The sequence below is a fragment of the Bradyrhizobium sp. OAE829 genome, from assembly GCF_040546575.1.
In the GTDB taxonomy this organism is placed as follows: Bacteria; Pseudomonadota; Alphaproteobacteria; order Rhizobiales; family Xanthobacteraceae; genus Bradyrhizobium.
In genome coordinates, this window is sequence record NZ_JBEPOE010000001.1 from 5,221,058 (window position 1) to 5,242,375 (window position 21,318).

The 21,318-nt window shown below is 63.1% G+C and carries 19 protein-coding genes; 11 read left to right on the forward strand and 8 right to left on the reverse strand.

What is annotated here, in order from left to right; genetic code table 11:
- Window positions 1-33: 33 nt before the first annotated feature.
- Together ABIE49_RS25070 and ABIE49_RS25075 are read left to right on the forward strand one after the other, a co-directional pair.
- Window positions 34-963 (forward strand): LysR family transcriptional regulator, encoded by a 930-nt coding sequence (locus ABIE49_RS25070; protein ID WP_192737056.1) that lies wholly within the window; start codon window positions 34-36, stop codon window positions 961-963.
- An 85-nt stretch (window positions 964-1,048) separates the two neighbouring features.
- The gene (locus ABIE49_RS25075; RefSeq protein WP_192737057.1) at window positions 1,049-1,453 is read left to right on the forward strand and encodes a nuclear transport factor 2 family protein; all 405 of its coding nucleotides are present in this window, start codon (window positions 1,049-1,051) and stop codon (window positions 1,451-1,453) included.
- Window positions 1,454-1,457: 4 nt separating this feature from the next.
- On the opposite strand, the gene ABIE49_RS25080 is transcribed toward ABIE49_RS25075, so the two are convergent.
- Both ABIE49_RS25080 and ABIE49_RS25085 read right to left on the reverse strand, forming a co-directional pair.
- Window positions 1,458-2,285 carry an enoyl-CoA hydratase gene (locus ABIE49_RS25080; protein WP_192737058.1) on the reverse strand — a complete coding sequence of 276 codons (828 nt, stop codon included), beginning with the start codon at window positions 2,283-2,285 and terminating at the stop codon, window positions 1,458-1,460.
- 122 nt (window positions 2,286-2,407) lie between these two features.
- The gene (locus ABIE49_RS25085) at window positions 2,408-3,112 is read right to left on the reverse strand and encodes an SDR family NAD(P)-dependent oxidoreductase (protein ID WP_192737059.1); all 705 of its coding nucleotides are present in this window, start codon (window positions 3,110-3,112) and stop codon (window positions 2,408-2,410) included.
- A gap of 187 nt (window positions 3,113-3,299) precedes the next feature.
- Here ABIE49_RS25085 and ABIE49_RS25090 point away from each other — a divergent pair, with 187 nt between their 5' ends.
- Window positions 3,300-5,084: an acyl-CoA dehydrogenase family protein gene (locus ABIE49_RS25090; RefSeq protein ID WP_192737060.1), complete on the forward strand. Its 1,785-nt coding sequence runs from the start codon at window positions 3,300-3,302 to the stop codon at window positions 5,082-5,084.
- A gap of 39 nt (window positions 5,085-5,123) precedes the next feature.
- Complete coding sequence (locus tag ABIE49_RS25095; protein ID WP_192737061.1) at window positions 5,124-6,212, forward strand: Zn-dependent alcohol dehydrogenase; 1,089 nt, start codon at window positions 5,124-5,126, stop codon at window positions 6,210-6,212.
- Window positions 6,213-6,374: 162 nt separating this feature from the next.
- On the opposite strand, the gene ABIE49_RS25100 is transcribed toward ABIE49_RS25095, so the two are convergent.
- Together ABIE49_RS25100 and ABIE49_RS25105 are read right to left on the reverse strand one after the other, a co-directional pair.
- Window positions 6,375-6,728, reverse strand: a complete 354-nt coding sequence (locus tag ABIE49_RS25100; RefSeq protein WP_192737062.1) for a nuclear transport factor 2 family protein — start codon at window positions 6,726-6,728, stop codon at window positions 6,375-6,377.
- 79 nt (window positions 6,729-6,807) lie between these two features.
- Complete coding sequence (locus ABIE49_RS25105) at window positions 6,808-8,280, reverse strand: amidase (protein WP_192737063.1); 1,473 nt, start codon at window positions 8,278-8,280, stop codon at window positions 6,808-6,810.
- A gap of 174 nt (window positions 8,281-8,454) precedes the next feature.
- Between ABIE49_RS25105 and ABIE49_RS25110 the strand changes: the two genes are divergently transcribed.
- Together ABIE49_RS25110 and ABIE49_RS25115 are read left to right on the forward strand one after the other, a co-directional pair.
- Window positions 8,455-9,456, forward strand: coding sequence for an ABC transporter substrate-binding protein (locus ABIE49_RS25110; protein WP_192737064.1), 1,002 nt, complete (start codon window positions 8,455-8,457; stop codon window positions 9,454-9,456).
- 82 nt (window positions 9,457-9,538) lie between these two features.
- Complete coding sequence (locus tag ABIE49_RS25115; protein ID WP_210337330.1) at window positions 9,539-10,687, forward strand: serine hydrolase domain-containing protein; 1,149 nt, start codon at window positions 9,539-9,541, stop codon at window positions 10,685-10,687.
- A gap of 7 nt (window positions 10,688-10,694) precedes the next feature.
- Here the strand turns inward: ABIE49_RS25115 and mbfA are convergent, their stop codons facing one another.
- Together mbfA and ABIE49_RS25125 are read right to left on the reverse strand one after the other, a co-directional pair.
- Window positions 10,695-11,666: an iron exporter MbfA gene (gene mbfA, locus ABIE49_RS25120; RefSeq protein ID WP_192737065.1), complete on the reverse strand. Its 972-nt coding sequence runs from the start codon at window positions 11,664-11,666 to the stop codon at window positions 10,695-10,697.
- Between the two features lie 60 nt (window positions 11,667-11,726).
- Window positions 11,727-12,881: an alpha/beta hydrolase gene (locus ABIE49_RS25125; RefSeq protein ID WP_192737066.1), complete on the reverse strand. Its 1,155-nt coding sequence runs from the start codon at window positions 12,879-12,881 to the stop codon at window positions 11,727-11,729.
- Between the two features lie 251 nt (window positions 12,882-13,132).
- Between ABIE49_RS25125 and ABIE49_RS25130 the strand changes: the two genes are divergently transcribed.
- Window positions 13,133-13,696: a hypothetical protein gene (locus ABIE49_RS25130; protein WP_354066974.1), complete on the forward strand. Its 564-nt coding sequence runs from the start codon at window positions 13,133-13,135 to the stop codon at window positions 13,694-13,696.
- A gap of 48 nt (window positions 13,697-13,744) precedes the next feature.
- On the opposite strand, the gene ABIE49_RS25135 is transcribed toward ABIE49_RS25130, so the two are convergent.
- Both ABIE49_RS25135 and ABIE49_RS25140 read right to left on the reverse strand, forming a co-directional pair.
- Window positions 13,745-15,289, reverse strand: coding sequence for an acyl-CoA synthetase (locus ABIE49_RS25135; RefSeq protein WP_192737067.1), 1,545 nt, complete (start codon window positions 15,287-15,289; stop codon window positions 13,745-13,747).
- Between the two features lie 186 nt (window positions 15,290-15,475).
- Window positions 15,476-16,648 (reverse strand): acetyl-CoA C-acetyltransferase, encoded by a 1,173-nt coding sequence (locus tag ABIE49_RS25140; RefSeq protein WP_192737068.1) that lies wholly within the window; start codon window positions 16,646-16,648, stop codon window positions 15,476-15,478.
- Between the two features lie 148 nt (window positions 16,649-16,796).
- On the opposite strand from ABIE49_RS25140, the gene ABIE49_RS25145 reads away from it, so the two are divergent.
- The 4 genes from ABIE49_RS25145 to ABIE49_RS25160 all read left to right on the forward strand — a co-directional run bounded on the left by ABIE49_RS25145 (window position 16,797) and on the right by ABIE49_RS25160 (window position 21,232).
- Window positions 16,797-17,465, forward strand: coding sequence for a TetR family transcriptional regulator (locus ABIE49_RS25145; RefSeq protein ID WP_192737069.1), 669 nt, complete (start codon window positions 16,797-16,799; stop codon window positions 17,463-17,465).
- 89 nt (window positions 17,466-17,554) lie between these two features.
- Complete coding sequence (locus ABIE49_RS25150; RefSeq protein ID WP_192737070.1) at window positions 17,555-18,313, forward strand: SDR family NAD(P)-dependent oxidoreductase; 759 nt, start codon at window positions 17,555-17,557, stop codon at window positions 18,311-18,313.
- Between the two features lie 199 nt (window positions 18,314-18,512).
- Entirely contained in the window at window positions 18,513-19,319 is an 807-nt protein-coding gene (locus ABIE49_RS25155) for an enoyl-CoA hydratase/isomerase family protein (protein ID WP_192737071.1), read from the forward strand.
- Window positions 19,320-19,360: 41 nt separating this feature from the next.
- Window positions 19,361-21,232: an AMP-binding protein gene (locus ABIE49_RS25160; RefSeq protein WP_192737072.1), complete on the forward strand. Its 1,872-nt coding sequence runs from the start codon at window positions 19,361-19,363 to the stop codon at window positions 21,230-21,232.
- The last annotated feature ends 86 nt before the right edge of the window (window positions 21,233-21,318 follow it).

Genomic DNA, 21,318 nt, shown 5'->3' on the forward strand with positions numbered 1-21,318 from the left:
AATATTCCACAAGCTACTGAGCAAAATTCATCAATGCGGATCGACCCCTCCGACCTCGCGACCTTCCTTGCGATCGCCCGGCACCGCAGCTTGCGCGCGGCGGCGACCGAGCTTGGCGTCTCGGCCTCGGCGCTCAGCCACGCGTTGCGCAATATCGAGGAGCGGCTTGATCTGCGCCTGATCAACCGCACCACCCGCAGCGTCGCGCTGACCGAGGCCGGCCAGCGCCTGTTCACGCGCATCAGCCCGGCGTTTCGCGACATCGACGACGCGCTCGAGGACCTGAATAATTTTCGCGGCAAGCCGGCCGGCACTTTGCGCTTCAATGCCGCCCGGCAATCCACTCAATTGGTGCTGTTGCCGATCGTGACGGAATTTCTGAAGGAATTTCCCGACGTCAGCGTCGAGATCGTGATCAACGACGCGCTGATCGACATGGTTTCGGCCGGCTTCGACGCCGGCGTCAGGTTTGGCGAGACGGTCGCCGCCGACATGATCGCGGTGCCGATCGGCCCGCGGCATCGTTTTGCGGTGATCGGCTCGCCCGGCTATTTCAAGCGGCACAAGCCACCGGTGACGCCGCATGATCTCAAGGTCATGCCGTGCATCCGCTACCGCTTCTCCGGCGGCGCGGTTTATCGCTGGGAATTCGAGCGTGGCGGCATCGAGGTCGAAATCGACGTCGAGGGCCCGCTGACGCTGAACGACCAGGATCTGATGGTGGATGCGGCGCTGGAGGGGACGGGCCTCGCCTTCGTATTCGAAGGTCAGGTTGAGGAATTGATCGCGAACCGCAAGCTCGTACGCGTACTCGCCGACTGGTGTCCCGCCTATCCCGGCTTCTTCCTGTATTATCCGAGCCGTCGCCAGCTGCCGGCGGCGCTGCGGGCGTTCGTCGATTTTGCGCGCGCCGCGGGCGCGTCGGTCACGCCGCGCGCGAATGCAAGGACGTCACGGGCATGACAGAGGTTGGGCGAGGGCTGGCGGCTATCGATTGAAAACCGCGCCAGCCCCGTTTAGCCTTGCCCCACCGAGCGGAGGGCGGCGCATGTCAGTCGATGCTGAATTCGTGCGGAAGATCTTTGCCGGCCTCGAGCATGGCGACGGCGCAGCATTCTTTGGCCATGTCACTGACGATGTCGACTGGATCGTGATGGGCACGCATCCGCTCGCCGGCCACTACACATCAAAGGCCGATTTCATTGCCGGGACCTTTGCGAAGCTCGGCAAGGTGTTGCCCAATGGCGCGCAATTGCACGTCGACAATCTGATCGTGGATGACGATGTCGCGATAGTGGAGTTGCATTCGGAAGCGACCGCCAGGAACGGCTTTCGATTCGACAACCACTATTGCTGGGTCTGCTATTTCAGGAACAACAAGATCGTGCGCGTGCGCGCCTATCTGGATTCGGTGATGGTAGCGCGGCTGTTTGCCGAGAACCCGATAAGCTAGCCTCTCAACTGCCTTTGAACACCGGCTTGCGCTTTTCGATGAAGGCCTGCACTGCTTCCTTGTGATCTGCCGTCACCTGGGTGCGGATCATGCGCTCGGCCTCATGGTCGCGCGCGGTGGCGAAGTCGAACATCAGGGCTTCGTCGAGATTGTCCTTCATATAGCGGATTGCGATCGTCGGGCCTTCCGCGATCGATCTGGCAAGCGCAAAGGCTTCGGCCTGCAGCTTGTCGTCCGGGACCACGCGATTGACGAGGCCGATCGTCTCGCACCTGTCGGCATCGACCCGCTCGCAGGTGAACATCAATTCGCGCGCCCGCGCGGTGCCGACGAGACGCGTCAGCAGCCAGGCGATGCCATAGTCGCCGCTCAGGCCCACCTTGAGATAGCCGGTGGAAAGGAAGGCCGATTGTGCGGCGATACGGATGTCGCAGGCCATCGCCAGCGCAAGCCCGGCGCCGACCGCGGGGCCGGGCAGGGCAGCAATGGTCGGCTTGCGCACCGAGGCCAGGGCGCCGGTCAGCAGGCGCTGCCGTTCCTGCAGATCGGCGACCCGCTCGTCATGCGACATTTCGAGCTTCTTCTTGTCGCGGTTGGCGCCCATGCCCTTGACGTTGCCGCCGGCGCAAAATGCCGTTCCGGCGCCGGTGAGCAGCAGCGCGCCGACTTCCGGATTCTCGCCGCAGGTCTTGATCATGTTGCGCAGCGCCGGCGTCAGATTATCCGACATCGCGTTGCGCGCCTCGGGGCGGTTCAGCGTGATGATGGCGACACGGTCGCGGATCACGCACAGCAATTCATTGGTGCCGGTGTCGACGGTGATTTCGGTCATGCTTCCCCCAGTTGTTGTTTTTCGTAGGGTGGGCAAAGCGCAGCGTGCCCACCATTGACCCTCAGTCCGGCGATGGATGGGGGGCACGGCGCAAGCGCGCCTTTGCCCACCTTACGCATTCCCTAAAACTTCTCCACCCACGGCCGCAATTCCAGTTCCCAGGTCCAGGCACTGCGCGGCTGTTGCAGCACGTTCCAGTAACTCAACGCAATGGCGTCAGGGTCGAGCATCGAGTCCGGCCGGTCGGCGGGCTCGGTGCGGGCAGCGCTGCGGATGCCGCCGTCGATGACGAAATGCGCGACGTGAATACCCTGCGGCGATAGTTCACGCGCCATGCTCTGGGCAAGGCCGCGCAGGGCGAACTTGCCCATCGCGAACGGGGCTGACTGCGGATAGCCCTTGACGCTGGCGGAGGCGCCGGTGAACAGGATCGCGCCGTGCTTGTTGGGCAGCATGCGCGTCACCGCCTGCTGCGCCACCAGGAAACCGCCGAAGGCGCTGACCGCGATCGCGTTGGCGACGTCGGCGGGCACGAGGTCGGTAAAGGGGCCGCGCGCCCGTCCGCTGGCGTTATAGACGACGACATCGGGTGTCGCGATCTCGCGCTCGACCTGACCGAACAGCCGTTCGACGTCGTCGGCGTTGGTGGCGTCGCAGGCATAGGCGCGGGCGCCGGTTTCGGTGCACAGCGCGCCGAGTTTTTCGATTTTGCGGGCTGCCAGCGCGACGCGGATTTTCTCCCTGGCGAACAATCGCGCCAGCGATGCGCTCAATCCCTCGCCGGCGCCGACGATCAGGGCGGTCTTGTAGGTTGGCGGGGTCGGCATGGCGGCTCTCCAGAAATGACCGGGAACAAGTATTTAGGGGCGTAATTCCGCCAGACAACCCGCCGGGTCATGGCGAGGCTGATATCCGTCCGCCATGGGGTGACCCTCCAATTATGCTTGTTGACGGCTTGATCGCCTGCGCTATCGGTAGATGATCAATATCGGGCGGAACGAACAAGAGATAAATATGCAGCAGCCTCTCACGCATGATCGCAGCACGGCCGCGGCCGACAAGCCAGGATTGCTTGCGCCTGATACCTCGGGGATGAACTTCTACCGGGCCGATCCGGCGCTGACCGATCTGCTGAGGCTGCATTTGCCGGAGGCATTGTTCCGCCACATCGAACCGCATCTCGACCGGCTCGGCGAACTGGCCGGCGGGCACCTCGACGAATGCGCGCGGCTGGCCGATCGCCACACGCCGGTGCTGCACCAGCGCGACCGTTTTGGTCGCGATTCCCAGTATATCGAATATCATCCGGCCTATCGCGAGCTGGAGAAGGCAGCGTTCGGCGAGTTCGGCATTCACGCGCTGTCGATCCGCAAGGGCATCATGGGATGGCCGGACAAATATCCTGTCGTCGCCAAGCACGCCTTTACGTTCCTGTTCAATCAGGCCGAGTTCGGCATGGGCTGTCCGATCAACGTCACCGACGGCTGCGCCAAGCTGTTGAATAATTTCGGCAGCGAAGCGCTGAAGGCGCGATATCTCGACGGCCTGACGCAAACCGACATGAGCAAGCTGACCCAGGGTGGCCAGTTCATGACCGAGAAGGAAGGCGGTTCCGACGTCGGCACGCTCACCACGACGGCCGTGCCGGAAGGCGATCACTGGCGGCTGCATGGCGAGAAATGGTTCTGCTCCAACGCCGACGCCGAAGTGGTGATGCTGCTGGCGCGCCCGGAAGGCGCGGGGCCCGGCACGCGTGGCGTAGGTCTGTTCCTGATGCCGCGGCGGCTTGAGGATGGGTCGCAAAACCACTACCGGATCGTTCGGCTAAAGGACAAGCTCGGCACCCGCTCGATGGCTTCGGGCGAGATCAAGCTCGAAGGCGCGATTGCCTATGCCGTCGGCAAGCTCGATCGCGGCTTTGTGCAGATGGCCGAGATGGTCAATTCGTCCAGGCTTTCCAACGGCGTCAAATCCACCGCGCTGATGCGGCGCGCCTGTCATGACGCGATGATGGTGGCGAAAAATCGTGTGGTGTTTGGCCAGCGCATCATCGATCTGCCGCTGGCAAGGCGGCAATTGATGAAGATCATGCTGCCAACCGAACAGGCGCTGTCGATGAGCTTCCTTACCGCTGACGCGCTTGATCGCGCTGAAGCCGGCAGCCAGGACGCGGCAGCATTGCTGCGCATCCTGACGCCGACGCTGAAATTCCGCGCCACCCGCGACGCCCGCAAGGTCTGCGGCGATGCCTTGGAGATGCGCGGCGGCATCGGCTACATTGAGGAATTCGCTACCGCGCGCCTGTTGCGCGACGCACATCTCGGTTCGATCTGGGAAGGCACCGGCAATATCGTCGCGATTGATGCGCTGAAGCGTGCGGTCGGCCGTCACGGCGCCGATGCCGCGCTCGCCGCCGATCTGCATGCCCGCCTCGACGACAGCGCCAATGTGCCGCAGGCCTGGCGCAATCGCCTGCGGGACCTCACCGACCGCGCTATCGGTTTTGCGCGCGAGGTCGCCAGCAAGTCGGATAACGAAGGCGATGCGCGGCGTGCGACCAGCCTGCTTTATCATGTCGCCAGCGCCGTGGCCTTGTCGTGGGAGGGCGGCCGCATCCATGAGATGCGCGGCGACGCCAGACGGCTGCTGCTTTCGCGCATGGTGATCGATCACCGGGTCTCTGCGTCCGATCCGTTCCGCTTGGCGGAAAATGCCACGCAGCGTGCGATCACGGAGCACCTGCTCGGCGAACGCGCGGTAGGGATGACCGAGGTTGGCGAATTGCTCACCGCAGCGTAGGCTTCGTGAGTTCAAGAACAACAATCAAGGGAGTACCCGATGAAGGCCGCCGTTCTGCATGAAGTCAATCAGCCGCTCGTGATCGAGGATGTCAGCGTGCCGAATCCCGGTCCGCGCGAAGTCCTGATCCGCACGCGCGTCGCCGGCCTCTGTCACTCTGATTTGCATTTCATGGAAGGGCTCTATCCGCATCCGCTGCCCGCGGTGCTCGGCCATGAATCGGCCGGCGTGGTGGAGAAAGTCGGCTCCGACGTCACCTATGTTAAACCCGGCGATCACGTCGTGACCTGCCTGTCGGTGTTCTGCGGCACCTGCGACAATTGCACCACCGGCCGCACCGTGCTCTGCACCGACACGACGGTGAAAATGCTGCCAGGCGTGTCCAACCGGCTGTCCTGGGCGCGCTCGGAGAAACTCAACCAGTTCCTCAATCTGTCGTCGTTCGCCGAGCAGATGCTGGTGCACGAAAACGCCATCGTCAAAATCCGCAACGATATGCCGCTCGAACTGGCTGCGCTGATCGGCTGCGGCGTCATCACCGGTTACGGCGCGGTCGTGAACACCGCCAAGGTCACCGCCGGTGAAACCGTCGCGGTGATCGGCTGCGGCGGTGTCGGCATGGCCGCGATCAACGGCGCTGCGATCGCCGGCGCCGGCCGCATCATCGCGATCGACACCAATCCCGCCAAACTGCAGCTGGCGACCAAGCTCGGCGCCACCGACATCGTCGATCCCCGCAACGGCGATGTCGTGCAGCAGGTGCGCGAACTCACCAAGGGCGGCGTCAACCACTCGTTCGAAGTCTTGGGCCGCAAGGAAACCGCGGAGCAGTCGTTCGCGATGCTGGCCGCCGGCGGCACCGCGACCATCGTCGGCATGATCCCGTTCGGCCAGAAGATCGAGCTGCACGGCTTCGACTTCCTGCGCGAACGCCGGATCCAGGGCTCCTCGATGGGCTCCAACCATTTCCGCGTCGACATGCCCCGCCTGGTCGAATTCTACATGCGCGGCAAGCTGCATCTCGAAGACTGGATTTCGGCCAAGCTGAAACTGAGCGAGATCAACGAGGGCTTTGCCAACATGAAGGCAGGGAAAACCGTGCGCAGCGTGATCATGTTCGATGCGTGAGTTACGCAGCGCAAAAATCTGTGTCGTCCCGGCGAACGCCGGGACCCATACGCCGCGGCCATCGTGGCTAAGCAAGGAAGATAACGACCAGCGTGCAAAAGCAATTGCCGCTGGTGGTTATGGGTCCCGGCCTTCGCCGGGACGACAGCTGAGGTCGTGGCGTCACCGCGACACATGCGCCGAAACCGCGAGCCACTTCCCGTCCTGTTTCGCCCAGCAGTCCGTATACCGCCCACGACCTTCCTGCCCATCCGCCATCGTATAGCGCGTCGCGGCGTGGATGATGGCGAAATCGCCGAGGATGCGAATCTTCACGTCCTCCGCTCTGAGATTCCGGATCGTCACCGGCACCGCGGTCTGCTTGAGGAACGCCGCGCGGTCGATCAGCGTCTTGTCGGGATTGGAGCAGTAGAAGTCCTGCGCCAGGATCTGGTCGAAGCGTTTGACGTCGCTGTTCTGCACCGAGTCGATATAGTCGCGGTTCAGCGCGGTGAGTTGTTCGATATCCTGGCTCATAGCTTTTCCTTCGGCTTGTTCGGGCGATTATGGATCGCCACGCGCCATAGGCAATGACGTCGCAGGTAAGTTTCGCCCATCAATCATCCAGCATCGGCGGCGGCTTGAACCCGCCGAATTCGCGCTCGATCAGTTCGGCGAGTTTTAGCGGCGTGCGGTCTTCCAGCCAGGGGCCGACGATCTGGACGCCGATCGGCAATCCGTCCGGCGCGAAGCCGGTCGGGATTGCGGTGGAGGGCAGGCCGGGCAGGGTGGCGATGCCGGGCCAGGCGAGCTGATCCGGATAGACGTAATCCTTGCCGTCGATCCTGATGCGTCGTTGTTCCTGGTCGGCCGAGTGATCGTGCGGATAGGCCGGTGTCGGCATGATCGGGCAGATCACGGCATCGAACGTCTTGAACAGCTCGCGCCACTGCGCGCGCAGACGCACGCGTCCGCCGTCCGCCATCAGCCAGTCGCGATGGCTGAGCGCGATGCCGCGCAGCCGTTCGGCGCCGAGGCTGATGTCGTCGGCCGGAAGTGAGGCCGCGGCGGCCTGCGCGCCGGCATAGATCTCGGGCGCATAGGATGCGGAGAGGAACGACAGCAGCATCCGCATATAGAGCCGGGATGATGCGGCGAAGTCCGGCAACAGCCGGCTTTGGCGCTCGACCTTGACGCCGGCCTTGGCAAGATTGGCGGCAAGTGCTTCCAGCGTTCCGCGCACGGCCTTGTCGGTCGGCATCAGCGGATCGGTGTCGATCAGCAGCACGCGAAAATCCTTCAGCGCGGTGTGGCGCGCCGCTGGTAGCTCCAGCCTGTAACCCTTGCCGGCGTCGAGCGGATCGGGGCCGGCCATCACATCGAGCAATAGCGAGAGATCGGCCGCGCCGCGCGCCATCGGTCCGATCACGGAAAGATCGCGGTTGGACGGCAGCGGCGGGAAGGGCGGCGGCGTGTGGCCTCGCATGGCCACGAGGTCGAAGGTCGGCTTGTGCGCATAGATGCCGCAGTGAAACGCCGGCACGCGCAGCGAGCCGCCGATATCGGAGCCGAGCGAAAGCGCGCCATAGCCGGCCGCAAGTGCCGCCGACGATCCGCCGGACGAGCCGCCCGGCGTTCGGCCGAGATCGAACGGATTGTTTGTCGTGCCGTAGATGTCGTTGTAGCTCTGCCAGTCGGCGAGCCCGAGCGGCACGTTGGTCTTGCCGAGGATCACGCCGCCGGCTTCCTTGACGCGCGATATGGGGAGCGCGTCTTCGGTCGGCTTGAAATCCTTCTGCGCCGGGATGCCCCAGGTCGTGGGCAGGCCCGCGATGTTGAAGGATTCCTTCACCGTCATGGGGATGCCGAGCAGCGGTTTGCTGACGCCGCGCGCCAGTTCCGCATCGGCGGCACGCGCCGCGGCGAGGCCGCTGTCGAAATCGCGCACGCAGATCGCGTTGATCCTGGAATCGTGTCGTTCGATGCGGCCGATCGCATCCTGCGCCAGCTCGACGGCGGAAACCTTTTTTGCAGCGAGCGCTGCCGATAGTTCAACGGCGGTCTTGAAGCTCCATTGCGACTTGGCCAAGGCTTGCTCCCGGTCTGTTCTTGATGCGGCGGCGATGATGCTCAGTTTGGTAGGGCGCCGCAAGAGCAATAGCTGTACAGCGGCGGGGCGGCCATGCTGCCAATGCTATTGGCGCGCACGCCTTTCGCGCGCTAGTCTCCCGATCAATAAAAAATGAAAAGACGGGAGACGTCCATGAGGACCACTTGGGTGGCAGCTGTCGCGATCGCTTTCGCCATCGGCAGCGCAACGACGACGGCCGGTGCGGCCGAAATCAGGTTGGCCGAACAGTTTTCGATGGGCTACCTGCAATTCAACGTCATGAAGCGCGACAAGCTCATCGAGAAATACGCGTCGCAACGCGGCCTGAAGGACTTCAAGGTGTCCTGGCAGCGCTTCAACGGCCCGGTGGCGATGAACGAGGCGCTGCTGTCGAACTCTACCGACATCGTCAGCGGCGGCGTGCCTGGCCTGATCACGCTGTGGGACAAGACCAAAGGCACCTCGTTTGAAGTCAAGGGCATCTGCGCGCTCTCCTCGCAGCCGTTTCTGCTGAACACCGCCAATCCCGATATCAAATCGATCAAGGATTTCAGCGAGCGCGATCGCATCGCGGTGCCCTCGATCAAGGTATCAGTGCAGGCAGTCCTGTTGCAGATGGCGGCGGCGGAAGCTTTTGGTGAGGCGAACTACGCCAAGCTTGATCCGCTGACGGTGTCGATGTCACCGCCGGATGCGACCATCGCGCTGTTGAGCGGCGCGGGCGGCGTGTCCTCGGCCTTCAGCGTGCCACCGTTCCAGTTTCAGCAACTCGAGCAGAAGAACATCCGCACCATATTGACCTCGTTCGACGTGCTGGGGCCGCATACTTTCACGGTGGCATGGACCTCGGCGCGGTTCCGCAAGGACAATCCCGAACTCTACGCCGCCTTCCTCGACGCGGTGAAGGAAGCCACCTCGATCATCGCCGCCGATCCCAAGGGCACGGCGCAAAGCTGGATCAACGATTCGGGCTCCAAATTGCCGCTCGAAATGGTGACGAAGGTCGTCACCGGTTCCAATGTCGAATGGACCATGACGCCGGCGGCGACGATGAAATTCGCCAAATTCATGCGCAAGGTCGCTACCATCAAAAACGAGCCGGTCTCGTGGAAAGACCTGTTCTTTCCGGAGATCGGCGACCTCAACGGAAGTTGAAGCCCTTTGGCGACGGTGTCACAAGTCGGACATGAAGCTGTATTCCTGTGACGGCCGCGCGCCAACCGCGGGAGGCAGGATCGTGAATGTGTCGAGGTTCAACCGCCGGCAGCTTCTGGCCGGTGCGTGTGGGATACTGATGGGCCCCCTGGCCGCCGGCCCCGTTTCGGCCGCGGCCGCCGACTGGCAGTCGATTTCGCTCCGCGAAGCCGGCTTCGATGATGATCTGCCGGCGCGCCTCGACAAGGCAATCGCGGACAAGCGGATATGGAATCTCCATGGCGTCGTCGTGGTGAGGCGCGGTCGGCTGGTGTTCGAGCGCTATTTCGAGGGTGAGGACACCGCGAGGGGAAACCGGCCAGTGGGGATGGTTTCGTTCAAGCCGGACACGCTGCACGACCTGCGCTCGGTGTCCAAGAGCATCGTCGGCCTGTTGTACGGGATCGCGCTGGCCGCCGGCAAAGTGCCGGCTCCGGAAGATCGCCTGATGCAATCGTTTCCCGAATACGCCGATCTTGCGGCCGACCCTGCGCGAAGCCGCTGGACGTTGCATCATGTGCTGTCGATGACGATGGGCACCGACTGGAACGAATCGATGCCCTATACCAATCCGGCCAACAGCGAGACCGCCATGGACATGGCGCCGGATAGGTACCGCTACATTCTCGACCGGCCGATCGTGACGGAGCCCGGCCAGCGCTGGATCTATAATGGCGGCGCCACCGCACTGCTCGGACGCCTGATCGCCAAGGGGACGGGCAAATCGCTGCACGCCTATGCGCGCGAAGCCTTGTTCGATCCGATCGGGATCGGCCCGACCGACTGGCACGCGGACAACCGCGGCGAACTGATCGCGGCGTCCGGCATCCGCATGACGCCGCGCGATCTTGCCAGGATCGGCGAACTGACGCTGCGCGGCGGTGTCTGGGAAGGCCGTTCCGTCGTGCCGGCGGAATGGATCGCGCGCAGCACCTCGCCCGTGGTGCCGATCGAGGAAGAGCGGAAATACGGCTACCAATGGTACAATCTGGATTTCACCATGGAGACGCCGACCATGCCGCGCTCCAACCAGCACTTGTGGAACGCCGCCGGCAATGGCGGCCAGCGGCTGACTGTATTTCCGGGGCTCGATCTGGTGGTCGCAAGCACGGCCGGCAACTACAACACCAAGGATGCCAATTTGCCGCCGCGGCGAGTCATCACCGACGTAGTGATGCCGAGCTTGCTGTGAGCTGAGCCTACGACGCCCCGATCAGGATGCCGACGCCGAGCACGATCACGCCGCCGAGAACGATCTGGAACACGGCCTGCAGGAACGGCGTGTCCATGTATTTCGCGCGGATGAAGGCGATCGCCCATAGTTCGAAGAACACCACGACGCCGGCCGCCGCGGTCGCGATCCAGAACGCGTTGGGCCAGGAATCCGGCACCAGATAGGGCAGGGTGTGGCCGAGGCCGCCGAGCGCGGTCATGATGCCGCTTGCCGCCCCGCGCAGCCACGGCGAGCCGCGCCCGGTCAGTGAGCCGTCGTCGGACAGCGCTTCCGCAAAGCCCATGCTGATGCCTGCGCCGATCGAGGCGGCAAGGCCGACCAGAAACGTCTGCCAGTTCTGATGCGTGGCAAAGGCAGCGGCGAACAACGGCGCCAGCGTCGAGACCGAGCCGTCCATCAATCCGGCGAGACCGGGTTGGACATATTGCAGCACGAAGGCGCGCCGCCGCGTCTTGTCTTCCTCGGCGCGCACGTCGGGGCTGAGAATCTGGTCGGTGAGCTTCACCGCGAGCTTCTCGTGGCCCTTTTCCTCCTCGGCGAGGTCGCCGAGCAACCGGCGTACGCCGACATCCTCGGCCTGTTCGGCGGCCTTGACGTAAAACTGCTCGGCCTGCAGCTCCATCACCTCGACCTCTTTACGGATCGTGTCGAGCGGCAGGTTTTTGGTCAGCCAGATCGGACGCCGCTTGAAGAATCCCCGGACGTCCTCGCGGCGGATCGGCGGCAGATGCGGCCCAAAGCGCTGCTGATAGAGTTCGAGCAGCCGATGGCGATGGCCGGTCTCTTCCTCCGCCATCTCCCGGAACAGTTTTGCTGAGTCCGGATATCGCTCGGCGAGGTCTTCCGCAAACGTCATGTAGATGCGGCTGTCCTCCTCTTCGGAGGAAATCGCAACGGCCAGCACTTCACGTTCGGTCAGTTCGGAAAAATTCTTCACGCGGACGCCCCATTTCCGGAAGTTCCAGATGTAGGCGGCCGCGGTTCCCTTTTCAAACCATCAGCGAACAGATTTGGCCTTTTCCAGAAACTGCAGCAGCAGCCGGCTCACTTCGGCTGGCTGCTCCTGCTGCACCCAATGGCCGGCGCCATCGACGAGGTGACAGCCGATCATGTTGGTGCAGGCCTTCGACTGCATGGTCTCGAATACGCCCGGGCGCTGATAGGTGCCCCAATCCTGCTTGCCCGAGATGAAGGCCGAGGGCACGTCGATGGTGCGGCCTGACCAGGTCTGCAATTCAGGCAGAAACGCGCCGGAGGTGCCGCAGCGGTACCATTGCAGGCCGCCCTGAAAACCGGTGCGGGTATATTCGGCGCTGTAGAACGAGAGTTCGCTGTCCGGCAACCATGTGTTCGCGGCGATCGCGGCGGCAGAGGGCATTTCCTCGGCGACGGTCGCGGCCATGTCCTTTACAAAATCCATCACATAATAGGTCGGCAGTTTGGCGATTTCGGCCGCCGTCCACGATTTCAGCGGATAGGGCGCGTTGTCTTTCCAGTCCGCGCTCTTGTGATGGTAGTAGGCGCGCAGGAAATCATGCACGCCCTGCGGCGCGTGGTGCATGTTGGCGTTGGCCTCGCGCGTCGAATAGTACCATTGGTAATGTTTGCGCGGCCGCGGCAGCGCCGCCAGTTCGCGGTGGATGGGGTCTTCCGCGGCATGCCTGGCCGGTGCATCTGCGGTGTTGAACGGCAGCGCCGGCGGGCCCGCAAATGGCGCGCTCATCAGCGCGACCGAGCGGAATACGTCCGGCCGCAGCAGCGCGCACCAGGCCGCGACCGACGAGCCGAAATCATGCCCGAACACGGCATCGACGTGTCGATAGCCAAAAGCCGACAGCAGCCCGAGCGCGTCGCGCACCAGATTGGTGAGCCGGAACGAGGCAAGATCGCCGTCGTAATTGGCATCCCACCCCGTGGTGCGGCCATAGCCGCGCTGGTCCGGCGCGATCACGTGATAGCCGGCGGCCGCCAGCTGCGGCATCATCTTGCGCCAGCTGAAGGCCAGCTCGGGAAAGCCGTGCAGCAACAGCACGCAGGGCCGGCCGCGGGTCTCGAAGCCGGCTTCCAGCACATGCATGCGCAGGCCGTTGATGCCGTCGACGTAACGGGAGCGAATGCCGGAGGGGAGGGGGATGTCGGGGAGGGCGGTCATGGTTGTCGCCTTTCTTCCCTCTCCCCTTGTGGGAGAGGGTGGATCGAATGAGCGAAGCTCATTCGAGACGGGTGAGGGGTCTGTCTCCGCGGATAGAGACCCCTCGTCCGCCTTCCCTTCGGGAAGGCACCTTCTCCCACAAGGGGAGAAGGGAAGGAAGCCTCATCAACGCGCGGCGGCCCTGGTCCAACGCGTTCCCCGCAGATGCTGCAATTTGGCGGTCGGCGTGCTCCAAGACAATGGCATGAACCTTGGCCCGCTCCGAGGCCACTAACGACCGCAACATGAACTCGCAGGATGCATACCACATGTGTTGGCTAGGGCTGACAAACTTTCACGGCTGGATTTCGCGCTTCGTTCTGATGGTCGCGGCGGCGAGCCTGCTGCTTGCTTCTCCCGTGCGCGCGGCTGACATGACGGATCTGACCCGGAATTTGCCGCGCGGCTTTTTTGGCGAGTTCAGTTGGGATGGTGACAGGACGGTGCAGAACGTCGTCATTACCCTGGATTCGGTGCGCGCCCTGAACGAGAAGAATGTTGAAGCGTTGGGATGCGGCTCATACGAGGTCGGACGCCAGGTGACGAAGATAAAGGTCCAGATGTTCGTCAGATTGTCGGATCTGCAGGTCGAAATCTTCGAGCTGTCGCCCGAGGGGAATGCCGCCTTCGAGACGGGCGGCAGCCATCGCGGAAAGCTGTCGAAAGACTTTCAGCGAATCGAAGCGCAATGGACCACTACTGCCACCAAGCAGCGCGGGCGAATGCATCTGCGCGCAGCGCCATCCCTGACGTGCTCGCCGACAGCATCGATGTAATTCGTTCCTGCTAACTGCCCACCCACCCAAGGAGTGTGCAAGCACGACTCACCCCTTCGCCGCCGGCTTCGGCCAATACCGATCCCGCAGATGCCGCTTCACCAGCTTGCCGGTCGGGGTGCGCGGCAGTTCGGCCTCGAAGTCGATGCTTTTGGGGCATTTGATCGGCGAAAGATGCTTGCGGCAGAACAGGATCAGTTCGGCCTCGAGCTCCTTGCCGGATTTGGCCATGTCGTGCGGCTGCACCACCGCCTTGACCTCTTCGCCCATTTCCTCATTCGGCACGCCGAACACCGCGACGTCGGCGACATCAGCGTGGGTGATCAGCACGTCCTCGGTCTCCTGCGGGTAGATGTTCACGCCGCCCGAAATGATCATGTAGCTCTTGCGATCGGTGAGGTAGAGAAAGCCCTCGTCGTCGAGATAGCCGACGTCGCCGAGCGTCGACCAGCCGCGGTCGTTGTAGGCGCGTTTCGTCTTCTCGGGATCGTTGTGATAGGCGAACACAGGCGCATCCGCAAAATACACCGTGCCGATCTGCCCGGTGGGCGCTTCCTGATCGTTCTCGTCCAGAATCTTGACCTTGCCGACCACGGCGCGGCCGACGGTGCCGCGATGGCTCAGCCATTGCTGCGAGTTCGACACGGTGACGCCGTTGCCCTCGGAGCCGGCGTAATACTCGATCAGGATCGGTCCCCACCACTCGATCATTTTGGCCTTCACATCGACCGGGCAGGGTGCGGCGGCGTGGATCGCGCCCTTCAACGTTGAAACGTCGTAGCGCGTGCGCACTTCGTCGGGCAGCTTCAGCATCCGCACGAACATGGTCGGCACCAGCTGCGATTGGGTGGCCTTGTATTTCTCGACCAGTTTCAAAAACTCCTCGGCGTCGAAGGACTCCATGATGATGGAAGTGCCGCCGAGGATGGTCGCCATCATGTTGAAGCGCAGCGGTGCCGCGTGATAGAGCGGCGCCGGCGACAGGTAGATGCTGTCAGCATTCATGCCGCACATGTCGCCGCAGAGGACCTTCAGGAACTGGTTGGGCACGTCGATCCTGTTGCCCTCGAACGCCTTCTTGATGCCCTTCGGCCGCCCGGTAGTGCCCGACGAATACAGCATGTCGTAGCCGGCGACCTCGTCCGCGATCGGCGTCGTCGGTTGCGCAATCGCTTCCTTGTCCCAGGAACGAAAACCGGCCTGCGGCTCGTCGACCATGAAGAACGGCGGTTCGCCCGGCTCGCCCTTGATCAGGCCTTGCACCTTCTCGGCGCATTTCGGCGTGGTGATGAAGACCTTGGCGCCGCAATCCTTGATGATGTAGGCGATCTCATCCTCGGTGAGATAGCGGCTGATCGCGGTGTAATAGAGTCCTGCGCGCTGCGCCGCCCAGCAGATCTCCATGAACGCCAGGCGGTTCTCCATCAGGAACGCGATGTGGTCGCCGGCTTTCAGGCCGAGCGCGCGGAACAGATGCGCGCCCTGGTTCGAGAGCTCATCGAGCTCGCGATAGGTGATTGCTTTTCCGGTGCCCGCCATCTGGTAGGCGATCTTGTCGGGATGTGTGCGGGCGTAGAGGGACGGATGGGTCATGGAAAAATCCTGAAACAATCACCGGTGTCGTCCCGGCCTTGAGCCGGGACCCATAACCACCGATTTGAACTGTTGAAGCGGGCTGGAGCTCCAGCCAATTTTCACCACGGAAACCTGTGGTTATGGGTCCCGGCTCAAGGCCGGGACGACACCATTTGTTATTGCAATACCTGTTATCGCTGCGGCCTACAGCCGCTCCACAATCGTCACATTCGCCATGCCGCCGCCTTCGCACATGGTCTGCAGGCCGTAGCGCTTGCCACGCTGCTTGAGCGCGTTGACCAGCGTGGTCATCAGCTTGGTGCCGGAGCCGCCGAGGGGATGACCGAGCGCGATCGCGCCGCCGTTGACGTTGAGCCTTTCAGGATCGGCGCCGGTGGTCTTCAGCCACGCCACCGGCACGGCGGCAAAGGCCTCGTTGACCTCGAACAGGTCGATGTCGTCGACCGACATGCCGGCCTTTTCCAGCGCGCGCTTGGTGGCGTGTAGTGGCGCATCGAGCATGATCACGGGATCGCCGCCCATCATGGTGAGATGATGGATCCGCGCCAGCGGCTTGACGCCGAGCGATTTGAGGCCCTTTTCGTTGACGACCATCACGCCCGAAGCGCCGTCGCAGATCTGGCTGGCGCTGGCCGCGGTGTGCTTGCCGTTCTCGGCGATCAGCTTGACGCCCTTGATGCCGTCGAGGCTGGCGTCGAAGCGGATGCCTTCATCGATGTGGTGGGTGTCGGTCGAGCCGTCGGCGCGGGTGATCTGCAGCGAAACGATCTCGTCCTTGAATTTGCCGGCCTGGGTCGCTGCAATCGCGCGCTGGTGGCTGTTGTAGGAGTAGGTATCGAGCTCTTCCTTGGAGAGACCGTATTTCTCCGCCATCATTTCAGCACCGGTGAACTGGCTGAACATGATGTTCGGATAAAGCTTCTCGATGCCGGGGCTCTTGTAGTGGCCAAAGCCATTCTTGGCCGGCAATGACGACGCGAGGCCCATCGGCACCCGCGTCATCGACTCCACGCCGGCTGCGATCACGCAATCCATGGTGCCGGACATCACCGCCTGCGCCGCGAAATGCAGCGCCTGCTGCGACGAGCCGCACTGGCGGTCGATCGAGGTGGCGGGCACGCTCTCGGGCAGTTTTGAAGCCATCACGGCGTTGCGGCCGATGTTGTTGGACTGTTCGCCGGCCTGCATCACGCAGCCCATGATGACGTCTTCGACCTGCGCGGGATCGGCGCCGCTGCGATCGATCAGCGAATCCAGCACCGAGGCGGCGAGATCGGCCGGATGCCAGCCTGCGAGACGTCCCCCCTTGCGGCCACCGGCGGTGCGAGCGGTGGCAACGATATAGGCCTCGGCCATGTCTGTTCTCCCTGAATTGTTGTTGGATGGCTTTTGAATGATGGGCCGGATTTAAGGGGTGGTCCGGGATTTAGTCAATCAATCAATTAACTCTTGAGTGCAGCCGCGGCATGCGCTTATGTGCGGCCGGATTTCCCAGCAGGCAGTGATGGCATCTGAGTTGAATACCAGCATACCGACCAGACTTGCGGGCGGCAAAAATACCACCGCCGAGAAGCTGCTCGTCGCGGCAAGCGAATTGATGATCGAGCGCGCCTCGATCGAGGTGTCGCTCTCCGACATCGCGCAGAAATCCGGCGTCAACGCCGCTTTGGTGAAATACCATTTCGGCAACAAGGACGGCCTGTTGCTGGCGCTATTGGCGCGCGATGCCGCGACCGAGATGTCGCAACTCGAATATCTGATCAGCCAGCCGATCACGCCGACCGCCAAACTCAAGCTGCATATCGGCGGCATCATCCGCGCCTATTACCAGTTCCCGTACATGAACCGGCTGATCCACTACCTGCTGCATGAAAGCAGCACGGAAGCGGCCGACGAGGTGTCGAAATTCTTCGTCGCGCCCCTGCTCGAGTTCCAGAAGCGGCTGCTCGCGGAGGGCATCAAGGCCGGCGAGTTCCGCAACATCGATCCCGTGATGTTCTACACCAGCCTGGTCGGCGCCTGCGATCACCTGTTTTTCGGCCGCCACGCGATGTCGCGCGCGACCGGCGTCGGTCCGGTCACCGACGAAGTCTGCCGCCAGTACATCAAGCACATGGAAGCGCTGATCTGCGGCGGCGTGCTGAGTGTAAAGAAAGCCGCGAATGGCGAGTAGCGGATAGCGAATGGATCTCTTCCGTTCGCCACTCCCTATTCGCCATTCGTAAAGTCCAGAGAAGAAACGCCCAAGGAAAGGTTTGTAAAATGCAGTTGAATGATGTTGCCGTTCTCATCACCGGCGGTGGCTCCGGTCTCGGTGCCGCTACCGCCCGCGCCATGGCCGCCAAGGGCGCGAAAATCGGCGTGATCGACCAGAACAAGGAAAACGCCGAAGCCGTCGCCGCCGAAGTCAAGGGCGTCGCCCTGCATGCCGACGTCACCGACGAGGAAGCGATCAAGGCCGCGATCGCCAAGGCCGAAGCCGCGCACGGCATCGCGCGCGTGCTGATGAACTGCGCCGGCATCGGCGGCTCGCAGCGCACCGTCGGCAAGGACGGCGTCTATCCGCTGGCAAAATTCGTTCGCATCATCAACGTCAATCTGATCGGCACCTTCAACGTGCTGCGCCTGTTCGCCGAACGGCTCGCCACCGCGCCCCCGATCGGCGAAGAGCGCGGCGTCGCCATCAACACCGCCAGCGTCGCGGCCTATGAAGGCCAGATCGGCCAGATCGCCTATTCGGCGTCGAAGGGTGGCGTCGTCGGCCTCACGCTGCCGGCCGCGCGCGACCTCGCCAGCCTCAAGATCCGCGTCAACACCATCGCGCCGGGCCTGTTCCTGACGCCGCTGCTGATGGGATTGAACGAGGAAGCACGAAAGAGCCTCGGCGCGCAGGTGCCGCATCCGGCTCGCCTCGGCGATGCTTCCGAGTACGGCAACCTCGCGGTCCACATCGTCGAGAACCCGATGCTCAACGGCGAAACCATCCGCCTCGACGGCGCCATCCGCATGGCGCCGCGGTAGGGTTCGCACTTCTTCCCTTCTCCCTTTGCGGGAGAAGGTGGCGCGAAGCGCCGGATGAGGGGTTCTCTCCGCAGAGACAGTTCTATTGCGGAGCCAACCCCTCACCCAATCGAATGTACGGCACTGCCGGTGATGCCCTCTCCCACAAGGGGAGAGGGCGCAGCAGCTGGCACTGCGCTCGCGGATGCAGGAGTACAACGTGACTCAACCGCTGCTGATCGAACATGATGACGGGGTCGACCGGGTGACGCTCAATCGCCCTGATAGCCTCAACGCGCTCAACCCCGACATGATCGATGCGCTCAACGCCTATTTCGAAGGCCTGCAGCGTAACCGCACCACGCGCGTGGTGGTGCTGAAGGGCGCAGGCAGCGCGTTCTGCGCCGGGCTCGATCTCAAACACGCGATGAAGCGCCGGGCCGGGCAGCAGGAGCCGCCCGGTGTCACCGAGTCGCTGGATTCGCAGCGCCGGATCGCCGACATCGTGATGCTGATGCGGCGTTGCCCGCAGCCGATCATCGCGCTGGTGCAGGGCGCCGCGGCCGGCGGCGGTTTTGCGCTGGCGCTGGCGGCGGATATTCGCATCGCCACCAGATCGGCGCGAATGAACTGCGCCTTCATCAAGCTAGGCCTCGGCGGCTGCGATATCGGCACCAGCTATTTCCTGCCGCGGCTGGTCGGCGTCTCCGTGGCGTCGGAACTGATCCTCACCGGACGCTTCATCGGCGCGGACCGCGCGCTCGCGGTTGGACTCGTCTCAGAAGTGGTCGAGGAAGGCGCGCTCGATGCGGCAGCGGAACCTTATGTAGAGGCGATGATGACGGCGTCGCCGGTGGGCCTCCGGCTTTCCAAGGAATGCCTCAACATGAGCGTCGATGCCGGCTCGATCGAAGCCGTGATTGCGATGGAAGACCGCAACCAGGTGCTGTGCAGCCGCTCGGAAGAATTCAGCGAAGGCATCAGGGCCTTCCTTGAAAAGCGAAAGCCTGTCTATATCAAACGGTAGAAAAGGATCCGCAAAAGGACCGAATTCCGGGAGACGCAATAATGAGTGGGAATGCCGCCGCGGTGCTCACAAAACCCGGCTTTCGCAAGATCGAATGGCTGAAGCGCGATATCGATGTCGCGCGGCGGGCGGACGGCGTCATCGTGCTGAAGTCGCGCATTCCGCTGCAGTCTTACGAGAAGCACATTCCGGCCTCGCTGGCGAAATGGGCAAAGCAAGCGCCCGATCGCATCTGGCTCGCACAACGCGGCGGCGCGGACCGGCAATGGCGGAAAGTTTCCTACGGCGAAGCCAAGCGCACCGTCGATGGGCTGACGCAAGGCCTGCTCAACCTCGGCGTTGCAGATGGCCGCCCCGTTACCATCCTCTCCGGTAATTCGATCGAGCATGCGCTGATGACGCAGGCCGCGATGCAGGCGCGCCTGCCGGCGGCACCGGTGTCGCCGGCCTATTCGCTGATGAGCCAGGATCACCTCAAGCTCAAATACCTCTTCGACCTGATCAAGCCTGCGGTCGTGATGGTGCAGGACGGCCCGACCTTCGAGAAGGCGCTCAAAGCCCTCGATCTCACCGGCGTCACCGTCGTGCATGTGCTGCGGCCCTGCGAAGGCATCAACAGCGTCTCTTATGCCGATCTCGCGGCGACGGCGGTGACGAAGGCGGTGGACGAGTCGATCGCACAAATCACGCCGGATACGATTGGAAAACTGCTGTTCACGTCGGGTTCGACCGGCATGCCCAAGGCCGTCATCAACACCCAGGAGATGATGTGCGCCAATGCGGCGATGATGATGCAGGTGCGGCCGCGCGATCCGAACGGGCCGATCGCGACCATGCTGGACTGGATGCCCTGGAATCACACCATGGGCGGCAACGCGGCATTCCATCCGATCCTGGTCGATGGCGGCACACTCTATATCGACGACGGGCGGCCGATGCCGGGCCTGTTCGAGGAGACCCTTCGCAACCTGCACGAGGTGTCGCCGACCTATTACGCCAACGTGCCAGCGGGGTATGCCGCGCTGGCGGCGGCGATGGAGAAGGACGACGCGCTATGTCGTAGTTTCTTCAAGAATCTGACCGTCATGGCCTATGGCGGCGCGCGGCTGCCGGACGATCTCTATGACCGCATGCAGGCGCTGGCGGTGAAGACCACCGGTCAGCGCATCGTGTTCTATACCGGCTGGGGCTCGACCGAGACCGCGCCGACCTCCACCGGCACTTACTGGGACACCGAGCGCGTCGGCCTGATCGGGCTGCCGTTCCCCGGCGTGGAGCTGAAGATGGTGCCGTGCGGCTCGAAATATGAGCTGCGGCTGCGCGGCATCAACGTCACGCCGGGTTATTTCGGCCAGCCTGATCTCACGAAGAAGATGTTCGACGAGGAAGGTTTTTATTGCATTGGTGACGCCGGCATCTTCGTTGACGACAACGATCCGCTGCAAGGCATCATCTTCGCCGGCCGCGTGGTCGAGGACTTCAAACTCACCACCGGCACTTTTGTGCACGTCGGCTCGCTACGGACCGACGCCATCGCCGCCGCGACCCCTGCGGTGCATGACGCGCTGGTCGCGGGACAGGACCGCGAATTCATCGGACTGCTGGCCTGGCCCAATCTGCACGCCTGCCGGCAACTCGTCGGCAATCCCGACGCGACGTTTGAGGATGTGGTTGGGCACCCCGAGGTGATCGCCTGCGTCAAGCAAGGGCTGGAAGCGCACAACGCCTCCTGTACCGGCAGCAGCATGCGGATCGCCCGCGCCATGCTGATGGCGGAGCCGCCCTCCATCGACGGCAACGAACTCACCGACAAGGGCTACATCAACCAGCGCGCCGGCTTAGAGCGCCGCGCCGCGCTGGTCGAAAAACTTTACGCCGCTCATCCCGGGGAAGACGTGATTGTACTGAAATGAAGACACCCTTCGTCGTCGTCCCCGCGAACGCGGGGACCCATACGCCGAGGCCTATCGATGAAAAATTGGAGCTAGTTCCGAGTTAA